Raw genomic sequence first — 16,328 nt, forward strand, 5'->3', positions numbered from 1 at the left:
ATACTCCCCAGGGCAAATAGCACAACAATTTGACATGAGGAATAGCCAAATTTTGAAATAATGTAAAATATAAAATGTCTCTTGAGAAAGAGTGCTAATTTCAAATTGAAAGTCTAAAATCATCAATTAGTTGAAGGGTTGACTAAAAGTTATGGCATCAGATAGTGAAGTAAGAAAATATATTGCTTACTGGTTTCAGTTAGGCAAAAAAGTATTAATTCGCAACGGTTCCGAAGCGCTGCTGCCCAAATCGGTAAATGCCGGCGATCGCTACAGCCAGGAATTTGAAGACTGCTGGCAAAAAATCATCTCCCGCGACAGCGGAGACTGTTACCTCGAAGGCACAAACGAAACAATTGCCCAACTGCTGACACCAGCTTGGGAAATCAGTGGCTGCGCGCGCTGCGCTATGCCCGTAGTGTTCAAACAAACCGGAATGCCCCCGGAGTTCTGTCCCTGTAACGACTTACCGAACTGGCCCGATACCGAAATGCCCCAACCTCGATCGCCCGTCAGCAGCCAATCGCAACTATCCGGCCTGCGCGATCGACTCAAAAGATCCAGCGGCGAGTAACTATATAAGAAGGAAGAAGGGTCTTCTTCCTTAAATTGTTACAATATATTTACAATGCTTCACACTAGGTCTGATTTATGAATGTCAAGACAGTATCGCCAGCCTCCCCGCAAACATATGTAAATTCAGGGACTCAGGCTGTACTCGGCAATCTCCAAGATGCAAATACAATTCCCCTGCAAGCAGTACCAGTATCACTAGAGACGGAGGTCGTAACGGACGATCGGCTCAAATCAGCCAGAGACATAGCTTTCGAGTTGGCCGGAGATGCTGTTCGGTACGATCCAGTGGCGATCGCAGCCCAGTACCGAAATCGACCTCTACAAGTCTGGGGAAGGCTGTCGAGCGTTGTTTGGACATTTTTTAGCTTTGCCTTCAGTGTGTGGTTCGACGGCAAAACAGGTCGTACCGCCACCAACCAAAAGCGTCGCGCCGTCCGACTGCGAGAAATTCTGGCCCAACTAGGCCCAGCTTTCATCAAAATCGGACAAGCACTCTCAACACGGCCCGACTTAGTACCGCCAGTATATTTAGAAGAACTAACAACGCTGCAAGACCAATTGCCAGCATTTCCGAACGAAGTAGCCTATCAATTCATCCAAGAAGAATTGGGCGCCCACCCCAAAGACATCTACGCAGAAATCACCCCAGATCCGATCGCAGCAGCATCTCTCGGACAAGTCTACAAAGGCAAACTCAAAACCGGGGAAACAGTCGCAATCAAAGTGCAGCGACCAGGTTTAGCCGAGAACATCGGTTTAGATATCTACATCCTGCGGCGCGTTGCAGTTTGGGCACAAAACAACTTCAAAATAATTCGCAGTGACCTCGCAAGCATTATGGACGAGTTGGGCGAGCGCATTTACGAAGAAATGGACTACACCCACGAAGGTCAAAATGCCGAACGGTTTGCCCAACTCTACGGTCACATCAAAGACATTTATGTTCCCAGCATCTACTGGGAATATACCCGCCGCCGCGTCTTAACAATGGAGTGGATCACCGGCATCAAACTTACGAATTTAGAGGCCGTTAAAGCTCAAGGAATCGATGCTCCTTACTTAATTGAAGTGGGGGTGCAATGCTCTCTCAGACAACTTCTAGAACACGGTTTCTTTCACGCCGACCCGCATCCCGGCAATCTTTTGGCAACTCCTGACGGTCAGTTGGCTTATCTCGATTTCGGGATGATGAGCGAAGTTAAACCTTATCAACGGTACGGCTTGTTGGAAGCGGTAGTGCATTTGGTGAACCGCGACTTTGAAGGTTTAGCAAAAGATTACGTGAAGTTGGAGTTTTTAACTCCCGACACCGATTTAACGCCAATTATTCCAGCTTTGGCGGGCGTCTTTAACAATGCTTTGGGTGCTAGCGTTGCCGAACTCAATTTCAAAAGCATTACTGACGAACTCTCGGCGGTAATGTACGAATATCCTTTCCGAGTTCCAGCTTACTATGCTTTGATTATTCGATCGCTCGTTACGTTAGAAGGGATTGCCATTAATGTCGATCCAGAATTCAAAGTGTTGAGCAAAGCTTATCCTTACGTAGCCAAGCGGCTGTTGAGCGACCCCGCACCGGAATTGAGAGCATCCCTGCAAGATTTGCTGTTCAAACAAGGCGAATTCCGCTGGAACCGCTTAGAAAACTTGCTCAACAATGCCCGCGAGAGCGAGGATTATGATGTCAGCAAACTCTTGAACCAAGCTTTAGAATATTTATTTTCCCAAAGAGGAGATTTTATTCGCGATCGTATTGTCCTGGAATTAGTCAAAAGTCTTGACACACTTTCCAGCAATGCTGTTGCTAACGCCAAAGCAGTCGTCGGCGAATGGTTTGGAGTCAAGGCAAATCAACCTGTGGTTTCACAAACTGAACAAAAAAACTTAGAACACATCAAGCGGATTTGGGATATTTTGCAATCAACTCCCGGTTTTGATACGATGAAAGTATTGCAGCTACTTCCGCAGTTGTTAGTGAAACCGGAAGTGCAAAATATGGGGCAGAAAGTAGTCGGCGGTTTAGCTCAAAGAGCAGTTGCTAGGGTTATTCGCGAGTTTTTGCTTTCGCAAGAACCGGAGGCGATTCCCGTGAATGGAAGCTCTCCTAAAACTTCGCCTCAGTTGTCTTTGCCTGCTGCGAAGTAGTGGGATTGGGAGGTTTTTTGACCGCAGATATTAGCAGATAAACACAGATGAACGCAGATGGAATTCCGTCTGCGTTCTTTTAATTAAGTTAATGCTGTAGGGGCTGGTAATATCGTTGCCGGTAGCATGGGAATTATATCATGTCCGATCGATCGACCTCGATTTTTGTAGGGTTCCCCTCACCAAGAATATCTGCCAATAATTGACAATCTCAAAAACCCGCCCGATCGGCATATTATAATTAATCGATCGCACATGATATTAATAGACATTGGGTTCCCAGAGATTTTCTGGACATTTCTACGATCGCAGAGTTAATCATTGGTGGTGTCGATTGAACTCAGAAGATCGATCGACAAATCAGGTAAAATCCAAAATTGCGTTAACAGGCGATAATGGAACCTCTGAGCTACCGCCCCTGAGCTACCTATGGTCGAAGTATGAATGCAATCGAAATCGAAGAAGCAGTTTCCAGGCTGGCTGAAGCGCCCTTTGACTCGGAAGAGTTCCCCTTTGCCTTCCTCGAAGCCTTTGGTAACAAGCCGACGACTCTCAAGCGGCTCAAAAGCAAAAGCGGTGGCTCCAACCAATCGGATCTCGGTGGCGTGCTCCAGCGTAACAATATCCATGTGAAGGTTTGCCCGGAAGGCGAGGTGACAAACACCCTCACAGCCTTGCGGGATAGTGCGGCGACGGCTCGGTATAAGGTTAAGTTTATCCTGGCCACCGATGGCAAAAGTTTTGAGGCGGAAAACCTCGCTGATGGGGAGATAGTCGCTTGCGATTACCCCGACTTTCACAACCATTTCGGTTTTTTCCTGCCCTTGGCGGGCATTACGACAGTCAAGCAGATCCGGGAGAATGCCTTTGATATCAAGGCTACGGGGCGCCTCAACCGCTTGTATGTCGAGCTGCTGAAGGAGAACCCGGAGTGGGACAATGCCGATCGCCGGGAAGCGTTAAATCACTTCATGGCGCGACTAATCTTCTGTTTCTTTGCGGAGGATACGAATATCTTTCACAGCAATGCCCTCTTCACTGCCACCATCGAACAAATGAGTGCGAGTGATTCGTCGAATACGCACGAGGTGCTGTCGGAGATGTTTCGGGCGATGTGTACGCCGCTTAAGGATCGGGAGGCGGCGAAGATTCGCAATTGGGCAGATAAATTCCGCTATGTGAATGGAGGGCTGTTTTCGGGTGGGGTGGCGGTGCCGCGTTTTAGCAAGATTGCCCGATCGTACTTACTTCATGTTGGCAATCTCGACTGGACAAAGATTAATCCCGATATTTTCGGCTCGATGATTCAGGCGGTGGCGGATGATGAGGAGCGGGGTGCGTTGGGGATGCACTATACGAGTGTGCCCAACATCCTCAAAGTATTGAATCCGCTGTTTTTGGATGATTTGCGGGAGCAATTGGAGGCAGCGGGGGAGAATGCCCGCAAGCTGCTGAATTTGCGGCAACGGATAGCGCGAATTCGGGTTTTCGATCCGGCTTGTGGATCGGGGAATTTTCTGGTGATTGCGTATAAGAAGATGAGGGAAATTGAGGCGGAGATTAATCGTCTTCGGGGTGAGGGCGATCGCAAATCTGAGATTCCGCTGACGAATTTTCGGGGAATTGAATTGCGTCACTTTTCCTGTGAGATTGCGCGGTTGGCGTTGATTATTGCGGAGTATCAATGTGATGTGTTGTATCGAGGGCCAAAGCTGGCGCTGGCGGAGTTTTTGCCGCTGAAGGATGATAACTGGATTACCTGTGGGAATGCGTTGCGGTTGGATTGGTTGAGTCTTTGTCCGCCGACAGGAACGGGGGTGAAGGTGCAGCGCGAGGATTTGGATTTGTTTGGCGAGATGCGGGAAGTGGCGGAGATTGATTTTGAGAATGAGGGCGGAGAAACTTATATCTGTGGTAATCCACCTTATAAAGGTAGTTCCTGGCAAACAAAGGAACAAAAAGAAGACCTAAAACTGATTGCTGAAGGCGTACTTAAATCTTGGAAGAGTCTTGACTATGTTTCAGGTTGGGTTTTAAAAGGTGTGGATTTTCTAAGTTATGTTGAAGCAAGCTTCGCATTTGTGACCACTAAAACTATTTGCGAGGGGGAACAGGTGCCGGTTCTTTGGCCGTATGTTCTTAATTCAGGTCTTACCATTAATTTTGCTTACCACCCATTTAACTGGTCTAATTTGGCATCAAATAAAGCTGGTGTTACGGTAGTCATTTTTGGTGTGGGTCGTGATTCGTCCAAGAATAGAATATACAACGGTGATCAGTGTCGTTTTGTAGATATTATTGGGCCATATCTCGTTCCTGGATCTGATGTAATTGTTAGCAAGTCCATGACCCCATTAGGCCAGCAAGCAAAAATGCTTCGTGGCAATATGCCGACAGATGGCGGAAGCTTTATTATGTCAACGGAAGAGTATAGACAGCGAGTGAGTGATGGATCACTTCCCCGTGAACTGGTGTGTCCCTACGTAGGGGCAAGTGAGGTTGTGAATGCTCGTCTTCGTTATTGTATATGGATAGAAGATCACAATCTTGAATTAGCCTTAGCTTCAGAATTTCTCCGTAATCGAGTTGATAGAGTTCGTGAAGTTCGCTTAAGTAGCACTGCTCCGACAACTCGCAATACGAAAGTTCCTCCACATCGCTTCATGCAAATTGAAGGTACAGCAAAAAAATATTCGATCGTTGTTCCTGCAATCACCTCGGAGAACAGAGCATACTTGCCAATTGCACTACTGGATATGACAGTAATTCTTTCAAATAAATGCTATGCACTCTACGATGCCCCGTTATGGAATTTTTCGCTCGCAGCTTCGAGAATACACCTAGTTTGGGTTGGAGCCGTTTGTGCTCGTATGCGTTCTGACTTTTCCTACTCCAACACCCTCGGCTGGAATACCTTCCCCGTCCCCACCCTCACCGAGCAAAACAAAGCCGACCTCACCCGCTGCGCCGAACATATTCTGCTAGCGCGAGAGCACTATTTCCCAGCCACGATCGCCGATATGTACGATCGCGATCGTATGGATACCGAATTCCCTCTGGTTAGGGAAGCGCACGATCGTAATGACGAAATCCTGGAACGAATCTACATTGGTCGTCGCTTCAAAAACGACACCGAACGCCTGGAAAAACTGTTTGAATTGTACACAAAAATGACCAGTCAGCCAGCGCCCCTCAACAAGTCTGCCAAACGTAAAACCAAAGGAGAAAAATGATGATGGCAAAAGATTTAACTTCATCGCCACTCGATCGCCAAAATATCCTCAACAATCGCTATGCCCTAGAAAAAATAGAAGAATACTTAGGATTAGGAGGCACTTACTATGAAGAAGAACTGCTATTTACCAAACAACAACTGATTGAAATTTTCGGTATCAGCGAAAGTACAATTGAAAAGTATCTATCCAGTCACAACGATGAGCTGAAGACTAATGGCTATAGGGTGCTACGAGGTCAGAAACTTCGAGATTTCAAGACTTTGATGGATGCTACCGTAACTGATTACGGTACCAAAACCACAGTCCTAGGGGTTTTCACCTTCCGGGCGACTTTAAATCTAGCAATGGTGCTAGTGGAGAGCGATCGGGCCCGTGCAATTCGATCGCGCATCTTAGATATCGTCATTGACATAATGGCAGAACGGGCAGGCGGACATACCAAATACATTAACCAGAGAGATAACAATTACTTACCAGCAGTCTATCAAGAATTTAGCTATCGTAAAACCTTTACCGATGCCCTTGATAATTACCTGGACATGGGCAAGTTTAAGTATGGCATTTACACCAACAAAGTGTATCAGATTGTTTTCCGAGAGAAGGCGGAAGAATATAAACAGATCCTAAGCTTGGGCAAAAAAGATTGCCCCCGTGATACCATGTATGCCGAAGTTCTCATCGCCATTGCCAGTCTAGAGAATGGTTTGGCAGCAGAATTGAAAGCCGAGTCAGAAAAGCTGGGACGAAAGCTGAAACAAAAAGAGGTTGATTCCCTATTGGAATCGGCAGAGGAAAACCCCTATCTAAAACCCATTATTGAAGATGCCCGCATCAAAATGGCCAGTCGCGATTTAGGGTTTCGGGATGCTCTGCATCAACAATTAGAAGCGTATATCCAAAGTGTTCCAGAGAGCGACTTTGATAAATTTTTAGGAGAAACCAGCCGTTCTTTAGAAGAGCAACTTTCCGATCCGGCTCTTTTGGCTGTATTTAAGCGATTGAAGGATCGGTAAGTTATGGCAGCAGCTTTTTTTTACTTTGACATTCATTATGCGATCGAGCTGCATGATTGGATTATCGAAAACTCAGGCGGCTTTCCGGGTTCTAATAATCCGAGTCTGAGAGCGCATTATAACATATTCAAAACGATCTCTATTATCCTGAGATTCACCACAAATTAACTCACCTAGTTTTTGCTGTCAACAAGTTTCATGCTTTTAATGACGGAAATAAACGCTCTAGTATTGCATTGGGAGCTTATTTTCTAAAGCTCAATGGTTACGATTTTGTGGTAAGAAAGTTTGTCCTATAAATGGAAAATATCGCCGTCTGGATAGCAGAAGGAAAAATTTCTAAAGATTTTTTATGTGAACTGATTGAGTCTCTTATTTTCGAGGAAGATTTCAGTGAAGAACTTAAGTTTAAGTTGGCGCTTGCTGTCATGGGCGATATTGATTCTAATGGTTAGCTTAGCTAGAGCAGAGTCGTTACCTCCCTTTTAGGGCGTAAAAGTGCTTATACCAATTTTAAAAAAGAATGCAACAGTATTCTTGTTCCCCCCCTTGGCAAGGGGGGGCTAGGGGGGGTCGAAGAGTGTTGCACGATTGTAGAGAAATGGTATTAAATGCAAATCCACATGACGAAGCTCCAAAGCTTAAAACCCTTATGAATGAAGGATTTAAGTGCTTAAAAGCAAATGGGAGTTACCCCGAAACCATGCCCCCCAACCTCCGCGCAGACCACGCTACCCCAAAGAAGTCGCTGCACGATCGTAATGACGAAATCCTGGAACGAATCTACATCGGTCGCCGCTTCAAAAACGACACCGAACGCCTCGAAAAACTGTTTGAATTGTATACAAAGATGACCAGTCAGCCAGCACTGCCAAAAAAATCCGCCAAACCTAAAGGATGTAAATGAGGAGAAGTGCGATGGCTGCGCCCCGGCTTGCGCCTACGAGCTACCAAAATGACCCGTTAAATACAGAATGTTAAAATCAGACTAGCCCCTTATAGCCAAACAAGCCAATGCTAACCCTAGACCAACTCATTTCAGAAGCCACTGCATTACCAGATGCAGCCAAGGCTATCCTCATTGACAAAATTGTGGAGAGCATGGAAAGACAAATCGATCGAGATATTTTATTAGAAGGCGTGCAGAAAGCTCAAGAACGCATTGCCGAAATTGATAGCGGCGCAGTTCAAACCATTCCCGGAGATATTGCCTTAGCCCAAATACGGCAACTTGCACAGCAATGAAATATGAATTTCACCCAGTCGCCCTGCAAGAATATGCAGAGGCTGTGCAATTTTTTGCCCAACAAGACAGACACCAGGATTTCATCGACACGATAGAAAACGCCATATTTAAAATTATTGGATCACCAGAGCGCTGGCCGATCGTTGAAGGTCAGATTCGTCGTTATTTGACCCTCAAATTTTCCTATGCCATCTTGTATCGAGTCTATCCCGATCGAATCGTGATTGCGGCGATCGTGAGTTGTCGTCGCGATCCAAGCTACTGGAAAGATCGCCTCTGAAAATAGACTTTAGCAATAATTAAAGTACAAACCTGTCAATAACCCATTCACCGCCCAAAAAATCATGACAGCCGCCGACAAACTCTACCAGCTTATCCAAGTCCTCCCAGACAACCAAATTAACGAAGTCCTCAACTTCGCCGAATTTCTCCACCAAAAACAACTCTCCCCCCGTCAAACTATCCCCCCCGGCACTCTCACCGGACTCCGGGGCATCGCCAAACGTCCCGGTTCAGCCCCTAGCGATGATGACATACAAGCAGAATATACCGACTATCTCACCCAAAAATACCAGTAAGCTTTTCCGTGAAAATTCTCATCAAATTAATATCGGATGCGGGAAACTCAGAGACTTCAGTCCTGAGAGGGAAGCGGCGCGAGGGACTTCAGTCCCCGTATTCTTTCTTTGAACAAGTTAATCACTATAAACAGAACTCTTAAACCAGCTCTAGCACAAAAATATCTAAAAAAATTCCGATGAGCAAACCGATCGCGATTCCCTCAGTTTCCGTCACCTACGCCCAGGATGGCACCTCCACCCGCCCCAACGCCCTCGGTATGCGCCCGATGCAAGAACGCGCCTACCAAAAGCGCGGCGAACAATATCTCCTAATAAAATCGCCCCCCGCCTCCGGCAAAAGTCGCGCATTGATGTTCATCGCCCTGGACAAACTAGAGAACCAGAACCTCAAACAAGCCATCATCGTCGTGCCAGAAAAGGCGATCGGCTCCAGCTTCCACGATGAGCCGCTGAGTCAGTTTGGCTTTTGGGCCGATTGGCAAGTTGAACCGAAGTGGAATCTCTGCGACGCACCGGGAAACGACGGCGGCAAAGTGGGCGCGGTGCAGAAGTTTCTAGCCAGCGGTGCCAAGATTCTGGTCTGCACTCACGCCACATTCCGCTTTGCCGTGGACAAATTCGGTATCGAAGTCTTAGACGATCGCCTGATCGCCATAGACGAATTTCACCATGTTTCGTCCAACCCAGACAACAAGCTGGGCGATCGTGTCCGCCAACTCATGGCCCGCGACAAAACCCACATCATAGCCATGACCGGCTCCTACTTTCGCGGCGATGCCGAAGCCGTCTTGCACCCCGAAGACGAATCCCGATTCGATACCGTCACCTACACCTACTACGAACAGCTCAACGGCTACCAATACCTCAAGCAACTCGACATTGGCTACTACTTCTACGCGGGTAGCTACACCGACGAAATCGTGCAGGTGCTAAACCCCAAAGAGAAAACCATCCTGCACATTCCCAACGTCAACTCCCGCGAAAGTACGAAGGACAAGATCCGCGAGGTGGAGCACATCATCGAGGAACTGGGCGAATGGCAAGGCACCGACCCCAAGACGGGATTTCAACTGGTTAAAACCGCCGACGGCACGATTCTCAAGATTGCCGATCTCGTAGACGACGACCCCACCAAACGGGATAAAGTCGCCACCGCCCTAAAAGACCCCACCCATAAGAACAATCGCGATCGTGTGGACATCATCATCGCCCTCGGCATGGCGAAAGAAGGCTTCGATTGGATCTGGTGCGAGCACGCCCTGACGATCGGCTACCGCTCCAGTTTGACAGAGATTATTCAGATTATCGGTCGTGCCACCCGCGATGCACCAGGGAAAACCCGCGCTCGGTTCACCAACCTGATTGCCGAGCCGGATGCCGCCGAATCTGCCGTCACCGAGGCAGTGAACGACACGCTCAAAGCCATTGCAGCCAGCCTACTGATGGAGCAAGTGCTCGCGCCACGCTTCGAGTTCAAACCCAAGCGTCCCGACAATCAACCAACACCGGGCTTCGACTACGGGGAAGATGGTTACAATCCTGGCAAGTGCAACGTGGGCATCAATCCAGAGAGAGGCCTGATTCAAATGGAAATTAAGGGATTAGCCGAACCCAAGAGCCCGGAAGCCGAACGCATCTGCCGCGAAGACTTGACCGAACTGGTGACGGCATTTGTCCAAGATAAGCCCGCGATCGAGCGCGGCCTATTTGATGAAGAACTGGTGCCAGAAGAACTAACCCAAGTTCGCATGGGCAAAATCGTCAAAGAGAAGTTCCCAAATCTAGAAGCGGAAGATCGAGAAGCCGTCCGCCAACACGCGATCGCCGCCCTAACCCTTGTCCAACAAGCTAAAAAAACCATGAACGAAGGTGGTGGGCAGTACGCCACAAATCCTGGTGGTGGGGAAGCAGCGAAAAACACCTCACTCCTCGATGGGGTGAGGAAGTTCGCCCTATCGGTAACAGACCTCGATATGGATCTGATCGATCGCATCAATCCCTTTGGCGAAGCCTATGCCATCCTGGCTAAGTCCATGAGCGAAGAACGGCTGAAGCAGGTGGCAGAAGTCATTGCGGCTAAGCGAGTAACCCTTAGCGTGGAAGAAGCGCGGGAATTAGCCAAACGGGCGCTGCGGTTCAAGCAAGAAAAAGGCAGGTTGCCCTCTCTCACAGCAGTCGATCCCTGGGAAAAACGGATGGCAGAAGGAGTTGCCTTCCTGCAACGCAAAGTGAAGGAGGAAACTAATGCCTAAGTACACCACCGATGATGATTTGGAATTGCTCGGTGAATTGGGCATGGACATGACCCCCGAACCCTCCGGCCAGCGTTCTGCCAGAGAAGAGCGGATCATCGCAGGGTTTGAGGAGATCGAGCGGTTTGTGGAAGAATATGGCAGACTGCCCCAGCATGGGGAAGATCGCGATATCTTCGAGCGGCTTTATGCGGTACGGCTCGATCGCCTGCGAGAATCGGAGGAATGTCGCGCCGTCTTGGAACCGCTAGACTCTCGCGGACTCTTAGATGCTGAGACTGATGCCAGCCTGATCACAGTTCGCGATCTCACAGATGAAGCACTGCTAACCTCCCTGGGAGTCGATGCAGCCTCAGAGAACGACGTAACCCAGCTTACTCATGTGCGATCGCGCAGCGAAATCAAAGCAGCCGAGGAAATCGCCCAACGTACTCCCTGTCAGGACTTTGATGAATTCAAACCCATCTTTGACAAAGTGCAACGGCAATTGCAGTCGGGGGAACGGCAAACCATCAAATATCAGGACTATGCGGCCGTAAAGGAAGGTGATTTGTTCATCCTTGATGGGCAGAAGGTGATGGTGGTCGATATGGGTGAGCCGTTTGTCAGCGACTATGGTCGATCGGACTGCCGGCTGAGGGTGGTTTATGACAATGCCACCGAGAGCGATTTGCTGTTGCGATCGCTCCAGCGTGCTTTAAATAAAGACAAGGCCAGCCGCCGCATCACCACCCCAGATTTCGGCCCCCTATTTTCCCATATTGAAGCAGCAGACGACTTACCAACTGGGTACATTTACGTGCTCAGGAGCCAATCGGATCACCCCTTCATTGCGGAGAATCGGTTTATTATTCACAAGATCGGCGTCACCGGAGGAGACGTAAAAAGCCGAATTGCCAACGCCAAGAAAGACCCCACCTATCTGCTAGCAGATGTGGAAATCGTCGCAAAATTCAAACTGGCAAATATGAACCGGAAGCGACTTGAGGCACTCCTTCAGAAGTTCTTCGCCAGCGCTCGATTGGATTTGGAATTACAGGATCGCTTCGGCATACCAGTGCAGCCAAGGGAGTGGTTCTTCGTTCCACTAGAAGCCATTGAAGAGGCGATCGAAAAAATCAAGGAAGGAACCCTCGATCAATTCCGGTACGATCTGGAAACAGCAAAGCTCACGCGATCGTAAGGCTCGATCGCAACAATAGCTAATATCAAATCCCGTAGCATAATTATTGATATCTCTCTTCTCTCCCTCTGTGTCCTCTGTGTTCTCTGCGGTTAAATCATGACCAGGCAACGGTCAACGATACAACCCGGATTTGATATTACAAACCGAAAAAACTGCAAAAAACCCGGCTTCTTGAAGAAACCAGGTTTTTATCTATTCAATCGCCCTCAAGCAAACCTACAATTACTACAAGGTAGAAGTGCCACTTAAATCGCTACTTGTTGGTAGCTGAATGGGACTAGGATTCGCATTAAGGAAGAGGTCAGATTCCTGACCAGAAGGATTAGCATTAGGAGCGATCGCACTACCAACAGTCGTCGCTGTCAAAGGAATAATTGGCTGAGTTTGAGCGTTGGTTAGAGATGTTAACAAGCTGTTAGAATCGTAGATGAGAATGTCATCATCGATGCCACTAAAGCTATTCAGTGTTGGAATTGAACCGCCATTCAGCAAGATGTCATCGGTGGTAGATGTGCCATCAGTTGCTATTGAAATAGCTGGATTAGTAGCTGTTGTCACCAGTGGCTGGCTGGCACTTTCTAGAGTAGTAATCGTGCTATTTGACTGGTCAATTGATGCAGTAATCGTGCTACTTGACTGGTCAATTAGTGCAGTAATCGTGCTGTTTGGCTGACTAATTGGTTCAGTAATCGTGCTGGACAAGCTAGTATCAGAACCGCTGTCGATCGCACTTAGAACATCGTCACTATCAACAGGTTCGCCGGTTAAAAGATCGGTATCCGAGGCAGTATTGAAAACTCCAGGCAGCGGGGCTCCGGGGGTGATGGAAATAAACCGAGAACTGTCGATCGCACTAAATTGAGTATCTTTCACCCAAGCTAAGTGTTCGCCGGTGCCTGCGATGCTAATCAAAGCATCGTTAGTATAATTTTCACCGCCTTGAACGATTTGCAATTGGTCAAAAGTGAGGTTTTGTGAGAGTCCGAAGTAATCGCGATCGACCTGGAAGTAAACAATGTTGTCGAGTCCCGAACTTGGTGCTAGCACAAAGATGTCGGAACTGCTGCCTCCAATCAGCGTATCTAAGCCGTTGCCGCCCTTGAGTAGGTTGTTGCCTTCACCGCCGTAAACGCTGTCATCGCCGTCGTTACCGTTCAGGCTATCGTTGCCGCTGCCACCATTTAAGAAGTCGTTGCCATTACCGCCATCAAGGGTGTCATTGCTGCTGCCGCCATCAAGACTGTCATCGCCTTCATTACCCAACAGGTTGTCGCTGCCAGCTTCCCCGGTTAGCAAATCGTTGCCACAACCGCCGTCAAGGGTGTCCTTACCGGCACCTCCCAGCATGGTGTCGTCGTCGCATTCACCGAACATTAAGTCGTCGCCGTTACCACCGCCCATCCAGTCGTTGCCACCACCACCTGTGAGGGTGTCGTCGCCGGAATCGCCTGTGAGGGTGTCATCGCCGGAGTCGCCGAAAACCATGTCGTTACTGGCGCCGCCGTCCATCAAGTCGGTTTCATCGCCACCGTAGAGGGTGTCTTCTCCGACTTCGCCTAGCATGGTGTCTTGCCCTTGACTGCCAAACATCAAGTCGTTGCCGGCGCCTCCGAAGAGTTTGTCGTCGTCGATGCTGCCGTCAATTTTGTCGTTGCCGGCACCTCCTAATAATTGGTCGTTGCCCGTACCGCCGAACAGTTGGTCGTTGCCGGCGCCGCCGTCTATGGTGTCGTAGCCGGAACCGCCGTCGATTTTGTCTTCGCCTGCTTCTCCAAAAATCAGGTCGTTGTCTTCGTCGCCCCAAATGTTGTCGCTGCCGGCGCCGGCAAAAATCGAGTCATCGCCGGCTTTTGCCCAAATGTTGTCGTTGCCATCGCCGCCGAGAATCGAGTCTGCGCCGGAACCACCGTCGATGTTGTCGTTTCCGGTTTGTCCGAGGAGGGTGTCGGCTGCATCTCCGCCGTAGATTTGGTCGCTGCCGCGGCCACCATCGATGAAATCAAGGTCTTCTCGGCCGTAGAGTTCGTCGTCGCCGTCGTTGCCCCACAGGGTGTCATTTCCGGTACCGGCATCGAGGAAGTCGTTGTCGTCGTTGCCTTCGAGGCTGTCGTTGCCGGATTGACCGAAAATGCGATCGCGCCCTTCTCCCCCTGCTAAAGTATCGTTGTTCGCCCCGCCGTCGATGTAGTCGTCGCCACTGTTGCCGTCGGCGAAGTCATTGCCGTCATTTCCGAAAATGCGATCGCGCCCTGCGCCCCCACTTAAGCTATCATCGTCTCCGCCACCTTCTAAGTAGTCGTCGCCAATGTTACCGGAGAGGGTATCTTTGCCGATTTGACCAAAAAGTCGATCGGCCCCTTCGCCACCATCAAGGCTGTCATTGCCCGATTCACCCCGCAGAATGTCATCTCCGGTTTGTCCTAACAGCGTATCCTCGTTATCTCCACCCCACAGTTGGTCATTATCGGCATTGCCTTCTAAGAAGTCGTTGCCTTGGCGGCCGTATAATTTGTCACTGCCGTCATTGCCGGAGAGAGTGTCGTTTTCGGTGCCGCCATCTACGAAATCGTCCTCTGTTCCGCCAGCTAGGGTATCATCGCCACCTTCCCCGTAGAGGCTGTCATTATTTTCGCCGCCGTCGAGTTGGTCGTTGCCGAAACCGCCGAACAGGGTATCGCTGCCGGATTCTCCCAGCAAGTTGTCAGCGTCGTCTCCTCCCCACAGAGTGTCGCTATCGTCGCCACCGAGGAGGGTGTCGAGGCCGGATTGACCGAAAATTCGATCGCGCCCTTGATTACCCTGAAGCAAATCATTGCCGGAACCGCCATCAACAATGTCATCGCCACGGTTGCCGATAACCGTATCATCACCGACTTGTCCGAACAGAGTGTCGTTATGATCACCACCGTCCAGAATGTCGTTACCGTCACCACCTTCGAGGGTATCGTTTTCAGTACCGCCACTGAGAGTATCGTTGCCGAGTTCCCCAAAAAGTCGGTCTTTTCCTGAGTTGCCTTCCAGGATGTCATCGCCACCGAAGCCGTACAGAGTGTCGTTGTCAGCTTGACCGAGAAGGGTATCGTTACCGTCGCCTGCTAAGAGTGAGTCGTCGCCGAAACCGCCTTCTAATAAGTCGTTGCCAGCTTCGCCGAACAGGGTATCTTTGCCGTCGCCACCGTAGAGGGTATCGTTACCTTCGCCAGCATCGAGGATGTCATCGCCGTTTTCCCCAAACAAGTAGTCATCGCCAGCTTGGGCTGATAAATTGTCATCGTCTTGACCACCCCAGAGATAGTCGTTATCAATTCCGGCATCGAGAATGTCTTTGCCATCGCCACCATAAAGGGAATCGTTGCCTTCGCCAGCATCAAGGATGTCATCGCCGTTTTCCCCAAACAAGTAGTCATCGCCAGCTTGGGCTGATAAAGTATCGTCGTCTTGACCACCCCAGAGATAGTCGTTGTCTGCGCCAGCATTGAGAAAGTCTTTGCCACTATCGCCGTAAAGGGAATCGTTGCCTTCGGCTGCATCGAGGCTGTCGTTGCCAGATTCCCCAAACAAGTAGTCATCGCCAGCTTGGGCTGATAAAGTGTCATCGTCTTGACCACCCCAGAGATAGTCGTTGCCAATTCCGGCATCAAGAATGTCTTTGCCGTCTCCACCGTAGAGACTGTCGTTGCCTTCTGCTGCGTTGAGTGAGTCGTTGCCACCTTCGCCAAACAGGTAGTCATCGCCAGCTTGGGCTGATAAAGTGTCATCGTCTTGACCACCCCAGAGATAGTCGTTGTCAATTCCGGCATCGAGAATGTCTTTACCATCGCCACCGTAGAGGGAATCCTTGCCTTCTGCTGCATCGAGGGTGTCGTCGCCAGCTTCGCCGTAGAGGTTGTCGTCGCCTTCTTTGCCGAGGAGAATGTCGGCATCGCCGCCGCCGTAAAGTTGGTCGTTGCCGAGGCCGGCATTTAGGGTGTCTTTGCCGGTACCGCCGTAGAGATAGTCGTTGCCTATTCCGGCGTCTAGAGCGTCGGTACAGTATTAGAAGTTGACAAAAAAAGAGATATATGAATCTACCCCGTCAAGGAATTCAACTCTA

At 49.3% G+C, this 16,328-nt stretch carries 13 protein-coding genes; 12 read left to right on the forward strand and 1 reads right to left on the reverse strand.

What is annotated here, in order from left to right:
* Positions 1-151: 151 nt before the first annotated feature.
* The 12 genes from QUA36_RS11660 to QUA36_RS11715 all read left to right on the forward strand — a co-directional run bounded on the left by QUA36_RS11660 (position 152) and on the right by QUA36_RS11715 (position 12,232).
* The gene (locus QUA36_RS11660) at positions 152-574 is read left to right on the forward strand and encodes a hypothetical protein (RefSeq protein WP_333457507.1); all 423 of its coding nucleotides are present in this window, start codon (positions 152-154) and stop codon (positions 572-574) included.
* 77 nt (positions 575-651) lie between these two features.
* Entirely contained in the window at positions 652-2,721 is a 2,070-nt protein-coding gene (locus QUA36_RS11665) for an AarF/ABC1/UbiB kinase family protein (protein WP_333457509.1), read from the forward strand.
* 440 nt (positions 2,722-3,161) lie between these two features.
* Positions 3,162-5,954 (forward strand): DNA methyltransferase, encoded by a 2,793-nt coding sequence (locus tag QUA36_RS11670; RefSeq protein WP_333457511.1) that lies wholly within the window; start codon positions 3,162-3,164, stop codon positions 5,952-5,954.
* The gene (locus tag QUA36_RS11675; RefSeq protein WP_333457513.1) at positions 5,951-6,970 is read left to right on the forward strand and encodes a DNA-binding protein; all 1,020 of its coding nucleotides are present in this window, start codon (positions 5,951-5,953) and stop codon (positions 6,968-6,970) included. Before QUA36_RS11670 ends, QUA36_RS11675 begins: the two co-directional genes overlap by 4 nt.
* Positions 6,971-7,095: 125 nt before the next feature.
* The gene (locus QUA36_RS11680) at positions 7,096-7,269 is read left to right on the forward strand and encodes a Fic family protein (RefSeq protein WP_445301432.1); all 174 of its coding nucleotides are present in this window, start codon (positions 7,096-7,098) and stop codon (positions 7,267-7,269) included.
* Positions 7,270-7,425: a hypothetical protein gene (locus tag QUA36_RS11685; protein WP_333457514.1), complete on the forward strand. Its 156-nt coding sequence runs from the start codon at positions 7,270-7,272 to the stop codon at positions 7,423-7,425.
* A 197-nt stretch (positions 7,426-7,622) separates the two neighbouring features.
* The gene (locus QUA36_RS11690) at positions 7,623-7,877 is read left to right on the forward strand and encodes a type IIL restriction-modification enzyme MmeI (RefSeq protein ID WP_333457516.1); all 255 of its coding nucleotides are present in this window, start codon (positions 7,623-7,625) and stop codon (positions 7,875-7,877) included.
* 107 nt (positions 7,878-7,984) lie between these two features.
* A complete protein-coding gene (locus tag QUA36_RS11695; protein ID WP_333053276.1) occupies positions 7,985-8,215 on the forward strand; it encodes an addiction module protein in 231 nt (76 codons plus the stop codon).
* Positions 8,212-8,496: a type II toxin-antitoxin system RelE/ParE family toxin gene (locus QUA36_RS11700; RefSeq protein ID WP_333211922.1), complete on the forward strand. Its 285-nt coding sequence runs from the start codon at positions 8,212-8,214 to the stop codon at positions 8,494-8,496. Before QUA36_RS11695 ends, QUA36_RS11700 begins: the two co-directional genes overlap by 4 nt.
* Before the next feature lie 64 nt (positions 8,497-8,560).
* Positions 8,561-8,794 carry a DUF2281 domain-containing protein gene (locus QUA36_RS11705; protein ID WP_333211920.1) on the forward strand — a complete coding sequence of 78 codons (234 nt, stop codon included), beginning with the start codon at positions 8,561-8,563 and terminating at the stop codon, positions 8,792-8,794.
* A gap of 179 nt (positions 8,795-8,973) precedes the next feature.
* Positions 8,974-11,049 (forward strand): DEAD/DEAH box helicase, encoded by a 2,076-nt coding sequence (locus QUA36_RS11710; protein WP_333457519.1) that lies wholly within the window; start codon positions 8,974-8,976, stop codon positions 11,047-11,049.
* Positions 11,042-12,232 (forward strand): GIY-YIG nuclease family protein, encoded by a 1,191-nt coding sequence (locus QUA36_RS11715; RefSeq protein ID WP_333457521.1) that lies wholly within the window; start codon positions 11,042-11,044, stop codon positions 12,230-12,232. The genes QUA36_RS11710 and QUA36_RS11715 overlap by 8 nt, the downstream gene beginning before the upstream one ends.
* A 228-nt stretch (positions 12,233-12,460) precedes the next feature.
* Here QUA36_RS11715 and QUA36_RS11720 read toward each other — a convergent pair whose 3' ends face one another.
* The gene (locus tag QUA36_RS11720) at positions 12,461-16,243 is read right to left on the reverse strand and encodes a calcium-binding protein (RefSeq protein ID WP_445301433.1); all 3,783 of its coding nucleotides are present in this window, start codon (positions 16,241-16,243) and stop codon (positions 12,461-12,463) included.
* Positions 16,244-16,328: the final 85 nt, after the last annotated feature.

Source organism: Microcoleus sp. Pol10D4 (genome assembly GCF_036701555.1).
GTDB lineage: Bacteria > Cyanobacteriota > Cyanobacteriia > Cyanobacteriales > Microcoleaceae > Microcoleus.

Coding starts and splice junctions, on each gene's coding strand:
- QUA36_RS11710 (WP_333457519.1), top strand. CDS start 8,974: ATGAGCAAACCGATCGCGATTCCCTCAGTTTCCGTCACCTACGCCCAG.
- QUA36_RS11660 (WP_333457507.1), top strand. CDS start 152: ATGGCATCAGATAGTGAAGTAAGAAAATATATTGCTTACTGGTTTCAG.
- QUA36_RS11715 (WP_333457521.1), top strand. CDS start 11,042: ATGCCTAAGTACACCACCGATGATGATTTGGAATTGCTCGGTGAATTG.
- QUA36_RS11695 (WP_333053276.1), top strand. CDS start 7,985: ATGCTAACCCTAGACCAACTCATTTCAGAAGCCACTGCATTACCAGAT.
- QUA36_RS11685 (WP_333457514.1), top strand. CDS start 7,270: ATGGAAAATATCGCCGTCTGGATAGCAGAAGGAAAAATTTCTAAAGAT.
- QUA36_RS11705 (WP_333211920.1), top strand. CDS start 8,561: ATGACAGCCGCCGACAAACTCTACCAGCTTATCCAAGTCCTCCCAGAC.
- QUA36_RS11670 (WP_333457511.1), top strand. CDS start 3,162: ATGAATGCAATCGAAATCGAAGAAGCAGTTTCCAGGCTGGCTGAAGCG.
- QUA36_RS11675 (WP_333457513.1), top strand. CDS start 5,951: ATGATGATGGCAAAAGATTTAACTTCATCGCCACTCGATCGCCAAAAT.
- QUA36_RS11690 (WP_333457516.1), top strand. CDS start 7,623: ATGAATGAAGGATTTAAGTGCTTAAAAGCAAATGGGAGTTACCCCGAA.
- QUA36_RS11665 (WP_333457509.1), top strand. CDS start 652: ATGAATGTCAAGACAGTATCGCCAGCCTCCCCGCAAACATATGTAAAT.
- QUA36_RS11700 (WP_333211922.1), top strand. CDS start 8,212: ATGAAATATGAATTTCACCCAGTCGCCCTGCAAGAATATGCAGAGGCT.